The 17,424-nt window shown below is 61.7% G+C and carries 10 protein-coding genes and 1 pseudogene; 7 read left to right on the top strand and 4 right to left on the bottom strand.

Annotated elements, in window-relative coordinates:
- Positions 1-6 precede the first annotated feature (6 nt).
- From IHE57_RS11990 to IHE57_RS11975, 4 genes and pseudogenes are all read left to right on the top strand, one after another.
- Positions 7-1,416: pseudogene (locus IHE57_RS11990) on the top strand (FAD-dependent oxidoreductase).
- A 128-nt stretch (positions 1,417-1,544) separates the two neighbouring features.
- Positions 1,545-2,609 carry a YihY/virulence factor BrkB family protein gene (locus IHE57_RS11985; protein WP_209373257.1) on the top strand — a complete coding sequence of 355 codons (1,065 nt, stop codon included), beginning with the start codon at positions 1,545-1,547 and terminating at the stop codon, positions 2,607-2,609.
- 268 nt (positions 2,610-2,877) lie between these two features.
- Positions 2,878-4,506: an APC family permease gene (locus IHE57_RS11980; RefSeq protein ID WP_209373249.1), complete on the top strand. Its 1,629-nt coding sequence runs from the start codon at positions 2,878-2,880 to the stop codon at positions 4,504-4,506.
- A 618-nt stretch (positions 4,507-5,124) separates the two neighbouring features.
- On the top strand, positions 5,125-6,114 hold the full coding sequence (locus IHE57_RS11975) for an NADPH:quinone reductase (RefSeq protein WP_216630021.1): 990 nt from the start codon (positions 5,125-5,127) through the stop codon (positions 6,112-6,114).
- A 33-nt stretch (positions 6,115-6,147) separates the two neighbouring features.
- On the opposite strand, the gene IHE57_RS11970 is transcribed toward IHE57_RS11975, so the two are convergent.
- From IHE57_RS11970 to IHE57_RS11955, 4 genes are all read right to left on the bottom strand, one after another.
- Positions 6,148-7,104 carry a universal stress protein gene (locus IHE57_RS11970; RefSeq protein ID WP_209373247.1) on the bottom strand — a complete coding sequence of 319 codons (957 nt, stop codon included), beginning with the start codon at positions 7,102-7,104 and terminating at the stop codon, positions 6,148-6,150.
- Positions 7,105-7,119: 15 nt separating this feature from the next.
- The gene (locus tag IHE57_RS11965) at positions 7,120-8,070 is read right to left on the bottom strand and encodes a universal stress protein (RefSeq protein WP_209373245.1); all 951 of its coding nucleotides are present in this window, start codon (positions 8,068-8,070) and stop codon (positions 7,120-7,122) included.
- Positions 8,071-8,170: 100 nt separating this feature from the next.
- The gene (locus IHE57_RS11960) at positions 8,171-9,139 is read right to left on the bottom strand and encodes a universal stress protein (protein WP_209373244.1); all 969 of its coding nucleotides are present in this window, start codon (positions 9,137-9,139) and stop codon (positions 8,171-8,173) included.
- A 96-nt stretch (positions 9,140-9,235) separates the two neighbouring features.
- Entirely contained in the window at positions 9,236-11,224 is a 1,989-nt protein-coding gene (locus IHE57_RS11955; protein WP_209373241.1) for an acetoacetate--CoA ligase, read from the bottom strand.
- Between the two features lie 237 nt (positions 11,225-11,461).
- Between IHE57_RS11955 and IHE57_RS11950 the strand changes: the two genes are divergently transcribed.
- From IHE57_RS11950 to IHE57_RS11940, 3 genes are all read left to right on the top strand, one after another.
- Entirely contained in the window at positions 11,462-12,457 is a 996-nt protein-coding gene (locus tag IHE57_RS11950) for a hypothetical protein (RefSeq protein ID WP_209373239.1), read from the top strand.
- Positions 12,454-14,604, top strand: coding sequence for a glycosyltransferase family 4 protein (locus IHE57_RS11945; RefSeq protein WP_209373237.1), 2,151 nt, complete (start codon positions 12,454-12,456; stop codon positions 14,602-14,604). The genes IHE57_RS11950 and IHE57_RS11945 overlap by 4 nt, the downstream gene beginning before the upstream one ends.
- A gap of 92 nt (positions 14,605-14,696) precedes the next feature.
- Positions 14,697-17,024 carry a glycosyltransferase family 4 protein gene (locus IHE57_RS11940; RefSeq protein ID WP_209373235.1) on the top strand — a complete coding sequence of 776 codons (2,328 nt, stop codon included), beginning with the start codon at positions 14,697-14,699 and terminating at the stop codon, positions 17,022-17,024.
- Positions 17,025-17,424 lie beyond the last annotated feature (400 nt).

The raw sequence follows: 17,424 nt of genomic DNA, 5'->3' as shown, positions 1-17,424 counted from the left end.
GCACCCATGACGACAACACCCTTCCGCGTGGCCATCATCGGCGCCGGACCCGCCGGCATCTACGCCGCGGACCTGCTGACGAAGGCCGAGCACGACCTCGACTTGAGCATCGACCTGTTCGAACGCCTGCCCTCACCCTTCGGCCTCGTCCGCTACGGCGTCGCCCCGGACCATCCCCGCATCAAAGGCATCATCAACGCGCTCATCAAGGTCCTCGACCGCGGCGACATCCGCCTGTTCTCCAATGTCGAATACGGCGCCGACATCAGCCTCGGCGAGCTCACCGATCGCTATGATGCAGTGATCTTCTCCACCGGCTGCTTCAGCGACGCACCGCTCGAGCTGCCCGGCATCGACCTGCCCGGTTCCTACGGGGCCGCGGACTTCGTCAACTGGTACGACGCCCACCCGGACGTCGACCAGACGTGGCCGCTGGAGGCCGAGAAGGTCGCCGTGCTCGGCAACGGCAACGTCGCCCTCGACGTGGCCCGGGTGCTCGCGAAGCAGGCCGATGACCTGCACACCACGGAGATCCCCGACCACGTGTACGAAGGGCTGAAGTCCTCACGCGTCACCGACGTCCACATCTTCGGCAGGCGCGGGCCCGCCCAGGCGAAGTTCACCCCGCTCGAGCTGCGCGAGCTCGGGCAGGTCGCCGACGTCGACATCATCGTCTACCCCGAGGACTTCGAGTTCGATCAGGGTTCGCTCGAGGCCATCGAGTCGAGCAACCAGGTCAAATAGGTGACGAAGACGCTCACGGACTTCGCCATGCGGGAGGAGACCGGGGCGAAGCGGAGATTGCACCTGCACTTCCTGCATGCACCGGTGGCCGTCCTCGGCGAGGATCGGGTGACTGGTCTGCGCACCGAACGTCAGGAACTCGACGGCACCGGCGCGGTTGCGGGGACCGGTCAGTTCCACGACTGGGACATCGACGCCGTCTACCGCGCCGTCGGCTATGCGGGCACGCAGCTGCCGCAGCTGCCCTTCGACGAGGCCAAGCGCGTCATCCCCAACCACGAGGGACGCGTCGTCGACGCGAAGACCCAGGCACAGGCCGCCGAGGCGGACGTCATCCCCGGCGTGTACACCACCGGATGGATCAAACGCGGGCCCGTCGGCCTCATCGGTCACACGAAGGGTGATGCGCTGGAGACGATCACGCACATCCTTGCCGACCAGGACGCCGGGGCGCTGACCGATCCCGTCTACCCGGAGGAGGACGCGATCGTCGAGCTGCTCGAGGCCAAGGGCGTCGACTACGCCGATTGGGCCGGCTACCACCGCCTCGAGGCGGCGGAGAAGGCCCTCGGCGAGGCCGAGGGCCGCGAACGGGTGAAGATCGCAACCCGTGAGGCCATGCTCGCCGAGGCTCGCGCTCATCTCACCGCCGAGGCGAACGCCGCCGGCTGACATGGTCGGCTGACGCGGTCGGCGACGAATGTGTGAGTCATCTGGAACCGAGATTGTCCGTTGTCGGAGGCACATGCCGGTGATAGCTTCGTCAATTGTCCCGAATCGTCCTTCGAGAGGAGCATTCGATGTCAAAGCATTCCCGGGGCAGTGCTCGAATCGAGCAAGAGCACGCCCCTCCGCCAGATGACCACCGGAAGCCCGACTCGCCTGCGGACATCACGAAGCCCTCGTGGGCGTTCATCTTCAGATCGACGATCCGCGAATTCTCCGCCGATGGCTGCACCGACCTCGCCGCGGGGCTGACCTATCGCACTGTGCTGTCGATCTTCCCGGGTCTCCTCGGCCTCGTCTCGATCCTCAGCCTCGTCGGACAGAGCACCGCGGTCTCCACCGTCCTCGACCAGGTGCAGGGAGTCGTTCCCGCTGATGCCTGGAAGTCCATCCGGCCCGCCCTCGAGAACGTCCTCTCGGCCCCGGCCCCGGGCATCGGCCTCCTCATCGGTCTGCTCGCAGCCCTGTGGTCGGCCTCCGGGTACGTGAAGGCCTTCGGCAGGGCCATGAACATCCTGCACGACATCCGCGAGGGACGCGGATTCATCAAGTTCAACCTCCAGATGTACCTGCTGACAGCTCTGATCCTCGTCCTCGGGGCGATCGCGCTGCTGATCTTCGTCCTCTCGGGACCGATCGCCGAGGCCGTGGGCAGCGCGATCGGCTTGGGTTCGGTCGCACTCATGGTGTGGAGCATCGCGAAGTGGTTCGTCCTCGCCTTCATCGTCGTCTTGGTTCTCGCTCTTCTCTACTACGCGACCCCGAACGTCCAGCAGCCGAAGTTCCGGTGGATCAGCCTCGGCGCGTTCATCGCCATCGTCGTGATCGTCATCGCCTCGGCCGGGTTCTTCTTCTATGTTGCGAACTTCGGCAATTACAACAAGACCTACGGCGTCCTCGGCGGGGTGATCGTCCTGCTGCTGTGGACGTACATCGTCAACGTCATCCTGCTCTTCGGTGCCGAGATCGACAGCGAACTCGAACGCGGCCGCGAACTGCAGGCCGGGCTGCCCGCCGAGGAGGACCTCCAGCTGCCCCCGCGCGACACCAAGGCCAGCGATAAGAAGGAGCGGAAGCGCCAGGAGGACATCGAGCGTGCCCACAATCTGCGGAGAACTGAGGGGGAGAGCCAAGAGTAGAGGGTATGCCTCGGGCAGGCAGCAGACGCGACTAACTGCCCCACCCGCAGGCCCCACATAGTGACCCGAAACGTTCCACTATTCGGCCCCGCCACCAGGAATCCGACCGCATCGCCGCTCGGCGCCGCGGCCTCGGCGGATGCGGCTCCGATAGTGATTGACATAACAGGACTGCAGGAGAAGACTGACCGCGGAGATTCTGCCGTCACAATCCTGGGAGGCGAAGGTGCCCTCAAAAAATCCCCTGTCATCCGGCTCGCACACGAGCGTGACAGTCGTCCATGACAAAGGACTCAAACGCGATATCGGCAAGACCGGACTGCTCTTCACCGGAGTCGGGTCGATCATCGGTTCCGGTTGGCTCTTCGGCGCCTTCGACGCCGCCAGCATGGCCGGCCCGGCCGCGATCCTGTCCTGGGCGCTCGGCGCGGTCCTCATCATCTTCGTGGCGCTGAACTACTCCGAACTCGGTGTCATGTTCCCCGTCGCCGGCGGTGTCGTGCGCTACCCGCACTATGCGTTCGGTTCGTTCGCGAGCTACACCAGCGGGTGGATCACGTGGCTGTCGGCGGCGGGAACCGTCGGCATCGAGGTCCTCGCGGCCGTGCAGTACGCCTCGAGCTATATGCCGTGGCTGATGGAGTCGAAGGAAGGCGTCCTCGTCCTCACAGTGCCGGGCATCCTCGTGAGCATCGCGATGGTCGCAGTCTTCTGCATCATCAACATGTTCGGGGTGAAGTTCTTCGCTCAGTTCAACAACGTGCTCGTGTGGTGGAAACTGCTCGTCATCGTCCTCGTGTTCGTCGGACTTGCGCTGCTGGCCTTCAACCCCGGTCACTTCCACATGCCCGAGTTCGGCGGATTCGCCCCCAACGGCATCGCACCGATCTTCGCGGCCCTGCCCGCGGCGGGCATCGTCTTCTCCTACCTCGGCTTCCGCCAGGGCGTGGAGTTCGCCGGTGAGACGAAGAACCCGCAGAAGAACGTGCCGTTCGCCGTGATCGGCTCGATCGTGCTCACCGGCATCATCTACATCCTCCTGCAGGTCGCGTTCATCGGGGCCATCCCCACCGACCTGCTCAAGGACGGCTGGGGCGGACTGTCGTTCTCGAACTCGGCAGGACCGTGGGCAGAGATCGCGATCATGCTCGGTGCGATGTGGCTGGCGATCATCCTCTACATCGATGCCGTCGTCTCCCCGGCCGACACCGGCCTGATCTTCACCGCGCTCACCCCGCGCCTGTCGTACTCGCAGGCCCGCGTGGGCAATGCCCCGAGTGCGATGACGAAGCTGAACAGGAAGGGCATCCCGTGGTTCGGTCTGGTGGTGACGTTCATCGTCGCCTGCTTCCTCTTCTTCCCGTTCCCGTCGTGGGCGAAGATGGTCGGGTTCATCACCTCCGGCACCGTCATCTCCTTCGGATCCGGCCCGGTCACAGTGGCGGCGCTGCGCCGTCAGCTGCCGGACCAGGAGCGTCCGTTCCGGCTGCCCGGCGGGGACACCCTGCCGTTCCTCGGATTCCTCGCCGCGAACCTCATCGTGTTCTGGACCGGCTGGGACACGAACTGGAAGCTGTTCCTGGCGATGGTGCTCGGCTACGTGGTCCTCGGTCTGCACTACGCCTTCAGCGACCGCAGCAAGATTCCGCCGCTGCAGTTCAAGTCCGGCTGGTGGATGATCCTGTGGCTCGGCGGTCTGGCCGTGCTCAGCCTGCTGAGCAACTATGGCGAAGGTGCCATGGGCGTGCTCACATTCGGATGGGGCGAGCTGATCTGCACTGTCTTCACCGCCATCGTCTTCTACGTCGGCATCAAGACCCGCCTGAAGTCGCAGGAAGTCATCACCAACGTCGAGAACACCAAGGAGACCCGCGCCGAACACATCGACGGGGAATGATTCGTCGTCCGAACCAGACGGGCCGCCGCGTCAGATCTCACTGACGCTGCGGCCCTCGTCCTAAGGTTGCCTCGTCTCGACCCCGACACGTTCCGGGCCTGCGAACGGGGCCGATACATTTCGGCCAGCCGATCATTGGTGTTTTTCTCTACGCTGCCAAGTGAGTTGAAGCGCATGGTGACGCGAGCAGTCTGTCTGAGTCATGTGGGGTGATTGACGGTGCTCGGCCGAGAGCCCAAGATGAAATCAAGTCGCCGCTCGGTGACTTGTGCCAGTTGAGACCGGAGGGGTTTTACTTCGGGGCATGATTCGAGGAGGTCGACGATGGGAAGAAAAAGAAGCAGTTCCGGACACCGTGGAGCATCCTGACGATCGGAACACGGGGGAAGACAAGGAAAAGACGGAAGCCGGGGAAGCTGTCTCTGACCAGGCGGAGGACGAGTAGCTCGAAGAGTGTTCCGAGACGGGGTCGTTTGAAGAATTGGCTCACGCGATAGTCCGCAGCCCTTCTGCAGGGGGTTCAATCGTGTCACCGTCCGCTTGACGATGAATTATGGAACTGACACACATGAAGAGCTTCACGAGGTGAACGATTCATTCGCTGAGGAGATGAGACCGGTGGACGTTCCGGACCGGATGACAGCCGCTTACATCGAGGCCACCGGAGGGGTCGAGAACATTCGGATCGGCGAGCTGCCCGTCCCCGAACCGGGCCCGACCGAGGTGCTCGTGCGGATGGAGGCCAGCGAGGTCAACCACGTCGATCTCTTCGTCCGCTCCGGCGCATTCCCCACACCGATGCCATTCCCCTTCGTCATCGGCCGGGACCTCGTCGGCACCGTCGTCGCCGTCGGCGAGGCGGTCGAGGCATTCAGCCCGGGTGATCGAGTGTGGTCCAACAGCCTCGGCCACGACGGCCGTCAGGGCGCGTTCGCAGAATACGTCACCGCTCCGGCCGCACGGCTGTACCCGCTTCCCGAGGGCATCGATCCCGCCGAGGCGGCCCCGGTCCTCCATGCGGCCGGAACCGCCTACATCGGGCTCGTGCGCGAGGCACGGCTGCGCCCGGGCGAGACCATCGTGGTCAGATCGGCAAGCGGGGCCGTGGGCACCGCGATCGTCCAACTCGCCGCGGCCATGGGCGCCCACGTCATCGCCGGTGCCTCGACCGGCGACGAACAATGGGTCGCCGACTGTGGTGCCGAGGACGTCCTCGCGAAGCACGCCGATGACTTCTGCGAACGGGTCGAGCAGGCCGCCCCGCACGGCGTCGACGTGTGGTGGGACCCCAGCGGAGATGACGATTTCGACCGGTCCGTTCCCCTGCTCGCCCACGGTGCCCGCATCATCGCGATGGCAGGGATGCAGGCCACGCCGAGGCTGCCGCTGGGTCAGCTCTATACGCGTGATGCCAGCGTGCTCGGTTTCGCGATCAGCAATGCCTCGGCCGCCGACCTCGCCGAGGCGGCCCAGGCGATCAACCAGATGCTGGCGACCGGGCGCCTGCGCGGTCGCACCGGTGCGACCTTCCACCTCGCCGAGGCGGCCGAAGCCCACCGGGCCCTCGAAGGCGGGGGAGTGCGGGGCCGGATCCTCATCCTGCCCTGACCGGGACGCGCAGAGACGGCAAAGCGGTGGGAGCTATCGCCCGGCCTTCCCGGTCGGCACCACCATGACGGGTCCTCGCGCACGGTTGAGGACCTCGCGGCTGACGGAACCGAGCAGTGTGCTCTTCATCCCGCCGCGACCGCGAGTGCCGACCACCGTCAGCTGCGCCGTGCGGGTCTTCGCCTCGAGGAGGTCGGCCGGGTCGCCGAGTTCGACCTCGACGGAGATGTCGAGGCGCGTATGGCGTCGACGCAGCCAGGCGATCTCCTGCTCGACCGATGCCTGCAAGTTGCTCCGGCGAAGCTCGGTGATCGTGTCGAACTCTTCGAGATCCGGGTACCAGTACTTCCACTCTCTCAGCAGCGGCAGCGCGGTCAGCACCTGCAGTGGAACCTCGAATTGCTTCGCCTGCTGTGCGGCGAGAAGCAGCACCATGCGGCTGCGCTCGGACAGGTCGATTCCAGCCACCACCGGCGCGGTGTCCCGATCGTGTGTGAAGAACTCGGCGCCCGGCCCGTCTCCCGGTTGGTAGTCCTGCGGGATGACGATGGTGGGGCACTGCGCATGGCCGGGAAGCGCCGCGGCGACCGAACCGAGGAGCTGTCCGATGAAGCCGCCGCGACCATGGGCGCCGACGACGACCGTCTGCGCACGAGCACTGAGTTCGGCGAGTACTCCGGTCGGGCTGCCCTCCGCCGAAGAGAACGTCACTTCTCCCGGGTAATCGCGCAGATACTCCCGAGCGTCGTCGAGGAGCTGCTCGGCACGATCCCGTTCGGCTCGGGCTTCGGCCGTGACCAGAATCGCCGGCTCACCGGTGTACATCATGGGAGGGAGCCGGTAGACGGTCACGACCGTGAGGGCCGCGCCGCTGCTGAGTGCTTCTGCAGCGGCGAAATGCAGTGCGGACCGGGCATGATCCGAACCGTCGAAGCCCACCAGCACGCCGAAGTCGCGATCGGCGGAATCGAAGAGAATCTCGTCGTTCATGACCAGAGCCTCAGGCTATGACTGGCGGGGAACGATCATCACCGGACCCTGAGCACCGTTGAGCACACCGCGAGAGACGGAACCGAGCAGCGCGCTTCGCACCGCACCGCGGCCTCTGGTGCCGACCACGGTCAGCTGCGCCGTCGCACTCCAGTCACCGATGACGTCCACGGCGTCGCCGATCACGACATCGACGGAGATGTCCAGGTTCGAGTGCTCGTCGTACATCCATGAGTGGTTCTCTCGGATCGTCTTCTCGAGTTCGCTCTGACGACTCTGGCTCGACTTGTTCTGGAGTTGGACGTCGGGATACCAGTACAGCCATTCCTCCGCCAGCGGCATGACCATGAGGATCTTCAGCGGCGCGGCCTTCTCCTCTGCCACTTGTGCCGCCTGCTTGAGGACCTCGTCGCTCTGCACTGAGCCATCGATCGCGGCGACGATCGGGCCGCTCTGCTTGTGCTCGGCACCGGTCTCGTTCTTCGCAGTCGCCTCAGCGGAGGGGGTCCCGGGAAACACGATCGTGGGGCAGTGGGTGTGAGCCGGAAGCGCCGCGGCGACCGAACCGAGAAGCTGCCCGATGAAGCCGCCGCGTCCGCGAGCACCGACGACGACCAGCTGGGCCTGCTTGGAGAGTTCGGCAAGGGTGCCGGTGGGATTGCCCTCGGCGGCGGCGAGGATGACTTCGCCAGAGTGGTCTTTGAGTTGTTCCTGGGCCACCTCGAGTGTGGCTTCGGCGGCCTTCCGTCGGGCGCGATCTTCCGGCTCCGAGGGCAGAGACGCCATATTGGGATAGATCGGGACAGGGACTGTGTAGGCGGTGACGACAGTGAGAGTCGTCTTCCGGCGAAGTGCTTCGCTCGCTCCGAACTGCAGAGCCGATTCGGCGTGGTCTGAGCCGTCGAAGCCGACCAGGACTCCGAGATCACGGGTGCTCAATTCAGCGGCTGTTACATCCTCGTACATCGTGAACCTCCTGCCGGGGTTTCTCAGATCCCGAGCGACGGCGACAACCCCGAAAGCGAAAGCACCGTCGTCCGATTCCACTATATCAATGTTTTCTACATTATGTAGAATTCCTTGCGTCCATATCGCTGGTGCTGTTGGGAACGATCAGAACGGGCGATCTCGCCTGGTTGAGCACACTCCGACTGACCGAGCCGAGGAGCAGGCTGGCGACACCTCCGCGACCGCGGGTGCCCAGCACGACGAGTGCTGCTGTGCGTGCCGCTTCAGTCAGTGCGACCGCTGCCGAACCCTCCGGCAGCTCGAGGCGCACGCTAAGCCCTTGGTGACGCTCCTTGACGGCCTCAGCCAACTCTTCGAGATGGTGCGCGTATGCGTGAGGCGTTGTGGCTTCCCCTCCACCACGCCCACTTGACGCTTCAGTGGGGACGGCTGAGACGAAAGCGAGTCGACGGCCGCTGAGCTCAGCGGCACATGCGGCGACCTCGGCGACCGGCAGAGCAGAGGAATCCAGGTCGATTCCGGCGACGACCTCATCCTCGAAATTCGTCCGACCCTGGTGAGGCTCCGAAGACGATCCAGGAGAGTTCTCCCGCGTCAGTGCTTCTTCGTCGACATCTGTGTCCGGGAACGGCACCACCAGCACGGGGCAATGCGAATGTGCAACGAGCGCGCCCGAGACGGTGCCCAGCAGTCGGCTCGCCAGCCGGTTGCGTCCGCGTTTGCCGACGACCGCCAGCCGCGAGTAGCGACTGGCTTCGGCGAGCACTTCTGCCGCGTCTCCCTCGATGGCCTGCGCAGAGGCCTCGACGCCCGCGCTCCGAGCCTCCGCGGCAAAGTCTTCGAGCATCCCCTGCGTCGCATGCCCGATGCTGCGATGGCGCTCGTCGGAGATCGTCGGAGCGTGACGCCGGGGAATCACCGGGACGCTGTAGGCGCCCACCACCCGAAGCGAACACCCGTGCTCTTCGGCGATGGAGACGGCGGTCGTGAACGCCTGCCGGCTGTTGTCCGATCCGTCCACTCCGACCAATAAATCCGCCGGTGGGAGGGTGAAGAGAGCAGTCATGGCCTCACCGTACGCGAAGTGCCTGATTCATGGGAGGGGCGCCTCGCCGAGGCGGCGCCCGGCCCAGGCATCCCCGCGTCCCGGTCACGCCGGGATTCAGTCGGCGGAGTCCTTCTCCTCGGCGAACCGAGTGAAGTAGGTCAGCGTCTCGAACACGTCGACGGCGTCGGGGTTGGCCACCCGTGCGAGCGGGTGGCCCTGGATGAGCCGCTTGACGGGAACCTCGAGCTTCTTGCCCGTGCGGGTGTGGGGCACCGCCGGCACGTCGATGATGTCATCGGGCACATGTCGCGGGGAGGCCTTCGTGCGCAGCTCCTCCCTGATCTTCTCGCGCAGCCGGTCGTCGAGTTCGACGCCTTCGGCCAGGACGACGAACAGCGGCATCCAGTATCCGCCGTCGGGCTGTTCGGCGCCGATGACCAAGGATTCGGTGACCTCGGGGATGCCGTCGACGACGTCGTAGATGTCGGCGCTGCCCAGCCGCACGCCGTGTCTGTTGAGCGTGGCGTCCGAGCGTCCCGAGATGATGACGCTGCCGCGGTCGGTGATCGTGATCCAATCACCGTGGCGCCACACTCCGGGGAACATCGAGAAGTAGGTGTCGCGGTAGCGCTGCCCGTCGGGATCGTTCCAGAACTTCACCGGCATCGACGGCATCGGTGCGGTGATCACCATCTCCCCGACCTCGCCGATGAGAGGTTCGCCCGCATCGTCCCAGGACTCCAAGGCCACACCCAGGACCGGGGCCGACAGTTCTCCTGCCCATACGTCGAGGTTCGCGGCCGAGCCGGCGAAGCCGCTGACGACGTCCGTGCCTCCGCTCGTCGAGGCCAGCTGCACGCGCTCGCCGACGGCGTCGCGGACCCAGGGGAAGCAGTGGGCGGGCACCGGTGCGCCGGTGGCGCCGATCGTCCGCAGCGCCGACAAGTCGAGCTCCTCACCGGGTTTCAGCCCGGCCTTCATTCCCGCGAGGAAGATCCCCGGGCTCACCCCGAGGACGTTCACCTCGTTCTCCGCGGCGATCTCCCACAGCCGGCGTGGGCCGGGGTAGAGGGGGCTGCCGTCGAAGCAGACGGTGGTCGCACCTGCCAACAGCGCCGAGGCGACCAGGTTCCACATCATCCAGTTCGTATTCGTGTACCAGAAGAAGCGGTCGCCCGGGCGAAGGTCGAGGTGCAGTCCGAACAGGCGCAGATGGTCGATGACGACACCGCCGTGGCTGTGCACGATGCCCTTGGGGATCCCTGTGGTGCCGGAGGAGTAGAGCACCCACAGCGGGGTGTCGAAATCGACCCGGACGAACTCCGGCGGCGTATCGCCGGAGGCGATGTCGTCCCACGCGACGAGATCAGTGATCTGATCCTGATCGTCCCAAGATCGCGCGCCGAGGTTGTCGATGCCGACGACTGCCCGCAGCGTTGGGACGCGCGCGGCAAGGTCGGCGACCTGGTCGCGGCGGTCGAAGGCAGTGCCGTTCCAGAAGTAGCCGTCGGCGGCGAAGAGCACTGTCGGTTCGAGCTGTCCGAGCTTGGCGGCGGCGCCTTCGGCTGCGTAGTCCTGGGCGCAGGCCGACCAGATGGCGCCGATCGAGGCGGAGGCGAGGAAGGCCACGAGCGTGTGGTGGGTGTTCGGCAGATAGCCGACGACGCGGTCTCCCTGCTCGACTCCGCGCTCGCGCAGCCATGCGGCCACCGATCCGACCTGGCGTCGCAGCTCACGCCACGTGACCTCGATACGGTCGCCGCCTTCGGTGACGGTGATGATCGCCGGCTCGTCCACCAGCTGTTCGTCGAGGGCAGCGCGCAGGGCGTGTTCGGCATAGTTGACGTGGGTTCCCGGGAACCAATCGGCGCCTGGCATGGACCGGTTCGCCAGCACCTCGGTGTAGGGCTCGTCGGAGACGACGTCGAAGAAGTCCCAGACAGCACCCCAGAACCCGTCGAGATCGCTCACCGACCATTTCCACAGATCGTCGTAATCAGCCAAAGTCTGGCCGGTGCGCTGGTTGGCGAAGTCGATGAAGTCGACAATCTGCGGACGTGGGGACTGATCAGGGTCGGGAAGCCAGATCGGTTCAGCGGTCAATTCTTCTCCTCAGCACAGCGGTGGGCGGCAGACATGGTCTCCACCAGCGCGAACGAGACGCCCCCATTCGGCTCTGGAGACGTTGAGTCCACCATACGCCGCCGACCGAGCGCCGAACTGATTGCCCGATCCCGGTTGAGGCCGCGGTGACCCCTGTCGGAAACTTCACGCACCATCCGCGAGAGATCAGTCGTTGGTCAATTCGACTATCATGTTGAGAGCCATGAAGAAGTGCAAATGGTCGAAAACTCACCGCCGGGAAGTGCTATGAAATTTGGGACGCTCGCCGCAATTCTGGGAACCATCGGGACCGTGGCAGCCGTGGGATTAATCGCGATCCCCACCCTGGGGCTTCAGCCGCCAGGGGTTGCGATTGCTGTGGCTGTCCTTGCCGGCCTTCTCGGGTTCAATCTGCTTTCGTCCCGGAGACAGCATCGTGCGCTGCTACGCGAAATCAACAGAGTCGACAACCGTGTCAGTCGAGTGGAGTTCAGGACTGAACCTGTGCACGACATTCGTGGCTCTGTCGCTAAGACTTCAGGTGGAATGCGTGAAGCGCTTCAACATCTCAAGACGCTGGTCGATGACGAACGGCCGGCCGCATTCTGGGTACAGTCGCAGTCTGCGGATGGCACCTCCGTGAGTCACTCGTCCCTGTTCGCACCAGGCACTATTCCGGCTAGTCCCATGCAAGCACGCCCGAAGATGCACGTGCCTGGAAGAGATGCGGCGCAACAAGACATGAAGGTGTCGAGCGGACGAAATCTCGGACACCTTTTGCAGGCCCCAGATGCTGCACTGGAACGGGAAATCGCATTGGTGGGAGGAAAAGCGCTGGTCACCAAGCTCGAGTCCGCCGGCACAGTCACCATCGTGACTCCGGGTATGGCGGAGAACGCGGTCGGGCCCACCACCGCATTTCTCGTCATTGACCTGGAGACACTGTCGGAATCACCGTGGCGCGGAGTGCTGGAAGCAAGCGGTACCCGCCTCTATCAAGAACTGCACACCGCTGTGAAAGCCGCTCGTAAGCGTGGGACGGTAGTCGTAGTGCATGGAGATAGCGTGCCGACTCACTTCACGGCTTCTCTCGAAAAACTGGCACATGTTCGTCTGAAGAACAACGAACTGGAACCAGCTCGATGGGGAGACGACATACATTCCGAAGTGATCAAGGCGATTCGCGATTTCGAGAAGCATGTTTCCAAAGATGAGGTGGCACAACACCGATGAAGATCCTGATCTTCGCTGACCTCGATGTACGACTGATCGACGGATCCTCAACGTGGTTAGCGTCTCTCGCCGAGGTTCTCTCTGCGGGTGGGCATCGAGTGCAGCTCCTGTCCAAAGTGCGCTTCGATGAAAGCAGAGTTCTGGATCGGCTCGGTGGCCGCTTTCCCGACATCAGCATTGACATGCCGGAAGATGACGACTCTGCACTAGATCCGAATGCGGCAGCAGCGCGTGCTTCACGACTTCATGAGCAGCACGACTTCGACGCCATCATCGTGCGCGGTTTCAATGCCTGCTTCGCCTTCAGCAAGCACCAGGATCTGTCACCGAAATTGTGGTCTTACATCACCGATCTGCCGTTCCCTATCGACGAACTTTCAAAGTATCAATCGGATCGTCTTGAACAGGTCGCCAGCAGAAGCTTTCGGATGTTTGCTCAGACAGAGGCAGCACGGTCGTATCTCGAAGCGGCGGCGCCTTCTGCGTCGGGCAAGACACTTGTGCTCCCACCGATGGTTCCGGACGAAGCCTTTGAATCTGGCTCCCGGAATATCGGACAGGGAACGCCGCTGCGCCTGATCTATGCCGGAAAACTGGCTAAGCAGTGGCACACACGTGAGATGCTTGCACTTCCTGAAACTCTTCGCGATCGCGGTATAGATGCGGAACTCGTTGTCGTGGGGGATAAACTCCAGCATGACGTCGACGACCCGGCGTGGGGAGACGACATGCGCGGGGCATTGATTGCAGCCGACGAGGATGAGAACAGTAGTGTGACGTGGCTGGGCGGACTCCCTCGGAATGAAGTTCTTCAACAGCTCAGCCGAGCACACATCGGTATCGGGTGGAGAAGTCCTGCCCTCGACTCAAGCCTCGAGGTCTCCACAAAAGCCCTCGAGTACGCAGCGACTTCGACGTTACCCTTGCTCAACCTTTCTACGGACCACCTTTCGCTGTGGGGTGAGGATTACCCACTATTTGTCAGGAGCGAGGATTCTGTGCATGACGTTGCCGATCGCATCGTGGCGGCCATGCCCAAGCTGGCAAACGCAGTTGCTTCAGTGCGGTCGACAGCTTTCGACTTTTCGATGGATGCAGCCGCAACTCGTCTTAACCGCCAGTTAGTCCGCAGCGTGAGGAAAACGCCTTCGGGACGCAGGCCGGCGAAGGTCGTGATCAGTTCTCACGACTTCAAGTTCCTGGGTGAGCTGGTCGACGGGCTCAACCAGCAGCCCGACCTTGAGCTGGCGTTCGACGGATGGACGAGCTTGCACAATCACGACGAAGCATTGAGCAGCGAGATCAAATCCGACGCTGATGTCGTGTTCTGCGAATGGGCGGGACCTTCATTGGTGTGGCATGCGGAAAATAAGGTCCCTGGTACGAAACTTATTGCCCGCCTCCACGGATTCGAACTTCGTGGTCCGTGGCTCAAGAACCTGATGGCGGAAGCAGTGGACCAGTGGGTTTTCGTCTCGGAACGTTATCGAGCTATGGCGATCGATCAGCTGAACCTCGATTTCGACTCAACCACCGTCATACCGAATATGATCGATGCCGAAGATTTCAACCGTCCCAAGCTAGCGGGAAGTGGATTTCAACTCGGAATGGTCGGCATCGTCGGCTTTGGAAAACGACCGGATCGAGCGCTTGACCTGTTGGAACAGCTGCTGGAACACGACGACCGGTATATTCTGCGAATCAAGGGCCGGCCGCCGTGGGATTATCCGCATGAATGGCGAGATCCGCTTCAACGGCAGCTGTACCTCGACTTCTATTCACGGATTCGCAACAGTGAGGCTCTGAGAACTCATATCGCTTTCGAATCTTTCTCTCCTGATATCGCCTCGTGGCTAAGGGGTATCGGCTTCGTACTGTCACCGAGCCATAATGAGAGTTTCCACCTGGCGCCGGTTGAGGGCATGGCGAGTGGCGCTGTGCCGATCGTCTGGCAGAGGGAGGGAGCAGAAGAGATCTTCGGCAGGGATTGGCTTGTCGAGAATACACACGAAGCAGCGCAGAAGATTTTGAGCCTGAACTCCAACTCAGAGCGATCGCGAGCAGCTTCGCGAGCCAGAGAACAGTCGCTGAAGTGGGATCGAGACAGGGTCCTGCAACTGTGGTACGAAATCTTGGAGGTGAAATGATATTTACGTCAGACGTTGCAGGCGAACAGGATCAGGACTTGCGGCCTCACCTGGTCATGGCTGTCGGAAACTTGGTAGTCGGAGACTCTCGAGTGGAAAAGGCAGCTATCACAGCCAGGGATCTGGGATACAAGGTGACCGTGGTCGGCATTCGCCGTCGAACTGTGCAACAGGTCTCATTTATCGATGGAGACATCCCTGTTATACGTCCGCCCGTCGGCAACGAGCATCACTCCCGAGTTGCTGATGCGATTGCGAAGCGACAAGAACGCCTCCAAGAGCGCCGTCGACAGATCAATCGCCTACCTCAGCGGCTGAAACGCCCCGCATACATTGCGCATCGCATTGGCGTTCGCAGCCGGGATGCACGAGTCAAGGCAAGCAGGCGGCTCGGACGTTCGTGGAGGACGCTTTGGCCGCATCTAGTTGACTATGAGGCGACGTTCTTCGACGCATTCAAAGCGTTGGAACCTGACCTCATTCATGTGCATGACAGGCATCCACTACCTGGGGCCGCCAGGTACTCCCTCTGGGCGAACAGCACTGTTGGTGTGCGTCCCGTAAAGTGGCTCTACGACGCGCACGAATTCGTGCCGACGCAGCATTTGCCGCCGCCCGTCGAACATGAGCAGGCGTGGATCGCAGTCGAAAGCGAATGCATCAAACAGGCCGATGCCGTGGTGACTGTCACCGACAAGATCGCTGAACTCATCCGTCAGCGCCACCGCTTGAAGAGTGTGCCGGCTGTTGTCAGAAATCTGCCAAGCCAGAAGCAAGCTGAACAGAATTCACTACACTCGGATGTGCGAGGTGAATTGGGGCTGTCGCCGAACATCCCACTGGCAGTCTACGCTGGGGGCATCACTCCGCAGAGGGGTCTAGGGACTCTGCTGGACGCTCAACAGCTTATTCCTGAACTTCATGTCGCAGTTATCTGTAAGAATGACACACAACAGAGGGATGTACTTCGTGAGCAGTCCCAGAAATTAGGAACCGAAGAACGACTTCATTTCCTCGACTATGTGCCTTCGTCGCACGTCAGCAAATTTATCTCGACAGCAGATATCGGCATCAGCGCGCTCTTGCCAAGTGCTGCTCATCAGGAAGCAGCGCCGACGAAAGTCTCAGAATATCTCCACGCTCGCCTGCCGGTCGTCGTGAGTGATATGCGTGCGCAAGCCGAACGAGTTCGACGACTCGGTTTCGGCACCGTCTATCCTAGCGGCAACCCGACTGCAATGGCGGAAGCTATTACGCATGTACTAGGCAATGTGTCCGAATTCAAAAGACATATCACCAAAGAGGTTATTCTCAAAAATTCATGGGAGGCTGATGCTCCAGTTCTAGAGATGATTTGGCAAAGACTCTCGCCGGATGATCGAGAGCTGACGTTCCCATCGAAACCTCAACCCTATCTATCTCTAATCACTAGTGACCACGGGGTAATTCGTGGGTGGGAGAGTGCCTTCGATAAAATAGGAGAGAGAACGCGAATCCGCACAACACTGCCCACTATCAATCGTATGCATGGCGATCTTACCGACGGCCGCTTCATCTTGACAGACGAGGGTTTGCGATTCTTGGAATTCTGGAGGAGCGAGGTCTCACAGCTCAGAGGTGTCTTTTATGACGAGCCAATTTCGTTAGTAGATGGATGGGACCCGGCCCTGACGACCGGAATTCTGACGATGTCCCAGAAGCCAGCAGTTCGAATAATCGCCGGTAACAGTTGCATCGACGTTGATCGACTGCGGGAGCACTACCCATATCATTGGTTGCACGAAGTTACTGAGACGGAGGATGAAGCACATCGAATCAGGTTCACACAAATTCGCGAAAGCATTCGAGTAAATGACAGGCGCGTCATTACTAACAGTTTGGCCACAGCGTACTCTTTAGGGAGCATGTGTATATTCGTGCCGTGCGCGAACACGGTAAGTACTCCGCGCACTTGGGCCGAAGACGCACCCCTGCGGCTTGGTTGGGCAAAGGGCCAGAGACGATCCGAGGCAGAGAAAACTGCGTTAGCACTCCTGCGTGCCACAGATGCCAAAGAACTCGAAATCCACGAGCTGTCTGATGTTGAACAATCAAAGACGATGCAAACCGTTGATATTTTCATTGATTCGCTTTCTGAAGATTTTCCAACGGGACACGGTTTCAAAGCGTTGGCTGCCGGATGTGTGTTGGTTACCGGAACCTCCGCGGGAAACGCACGCGATGAAATGGGAGTGGCCTCGGTTGGACTTGTTGAGAACATACCTGCAATAAATACATCGCCGGACAACCTGGGGCATGTGATAGACCATTTGCTGAACGATCGTAAGGTAGTTTGCCGGTTGAATGCCGAGGCGATCGAATTCTCTTTACGCGAGGTGGCGGAAGAATCGGTAGCAACCAAACTCTCCAGTATCAATTAGTATGTCTTACAATGGAATTTGCCGAACTCCGAATACGGTTTTGTAAGATATTCGCATCCAATTAAATCCTGATACCAGAGCGTTCGCATTACAAATCCTCCGCAACAGGAATGGAAGATGCGTTATCTGGCCGATTACCACTGGTTGCAAGAAACGAACTTATGAGCAGTCATAGCAGTCGCGTACCTCAGCCGAGCTATAAACGCTATAAGTAGTACGAGAAACGAGCTGCCAGCCGACTCTGTGTTGTGAAGTGATGTAGTCAATTGCTGCAAAATTGATAACCTCGCACTGGCTGTTTAGCAAACCCAGCTTGTCCGGACGAAAAAGCCTGCGACAATCGCATTGATCACTCCTTGTCAACTGCAGGAAGCGACCTCCGTCACCTTGCGATACTGGC

Origin of the sequence: Brevibacterium renqingii (assembly GCF_017808105.1) — a bacterium.
Lineage (GTDB): Bacteria > Actinomycetota > Actinomycetes > Actinomycetales > Brevibacteriaceae > Brevibacterium > Brevibacterium renqingii.
This window is presented reverse-complemented; position numbering and strand designations above follow the sequence as displayed.

Bases quoted from the DNA above. Each gene is read 5' to 3' on its own strand.
- IHE57_RS11985 (WP_209373257.1), top strand. From the start codon at position 1,545: ATGTCAAAGCATTCCCGGGGCAGTGCTCGAATCGAGCAAGAGCACGCC.
- IHE57_RS11970 (WP_209373247.1), bottom strand. From the start codon at position 7,104: ATGAACGACGAGATTCTCTTCGATTCCGCCGATCGCGACTTCGGCGTG.
- IHE57_RS11965 (WP_209373245.1), bottom strand. From the start codon at position 8,070: ATGTACGAGGATGTAACAGCCGCTGAATTGAGCACCCGTGATCTCGGA.
- IHE57_RS11960 (WP_209373244.1), bottom strand. From the start codon at position 9,139: ATGACTGCTCTCTTCACCCTCCCACCGGCGGATTTATTGGTCGGAGTG.
- IHE57_RS11950 (WP_209373239.1), top strand. From the start codon at position 11,462: ATGGTCGAAAACTCACCGCCGGGAAGTGCTATGAAATTTGGGACGCTC.
- IHE57_RS11945 (WP_209373237.1), top strand. From the start codon at position 12,454: ATGAAGATCCTGATCTTCGCTGACCTCGATGTACGACTGATCGACGGA.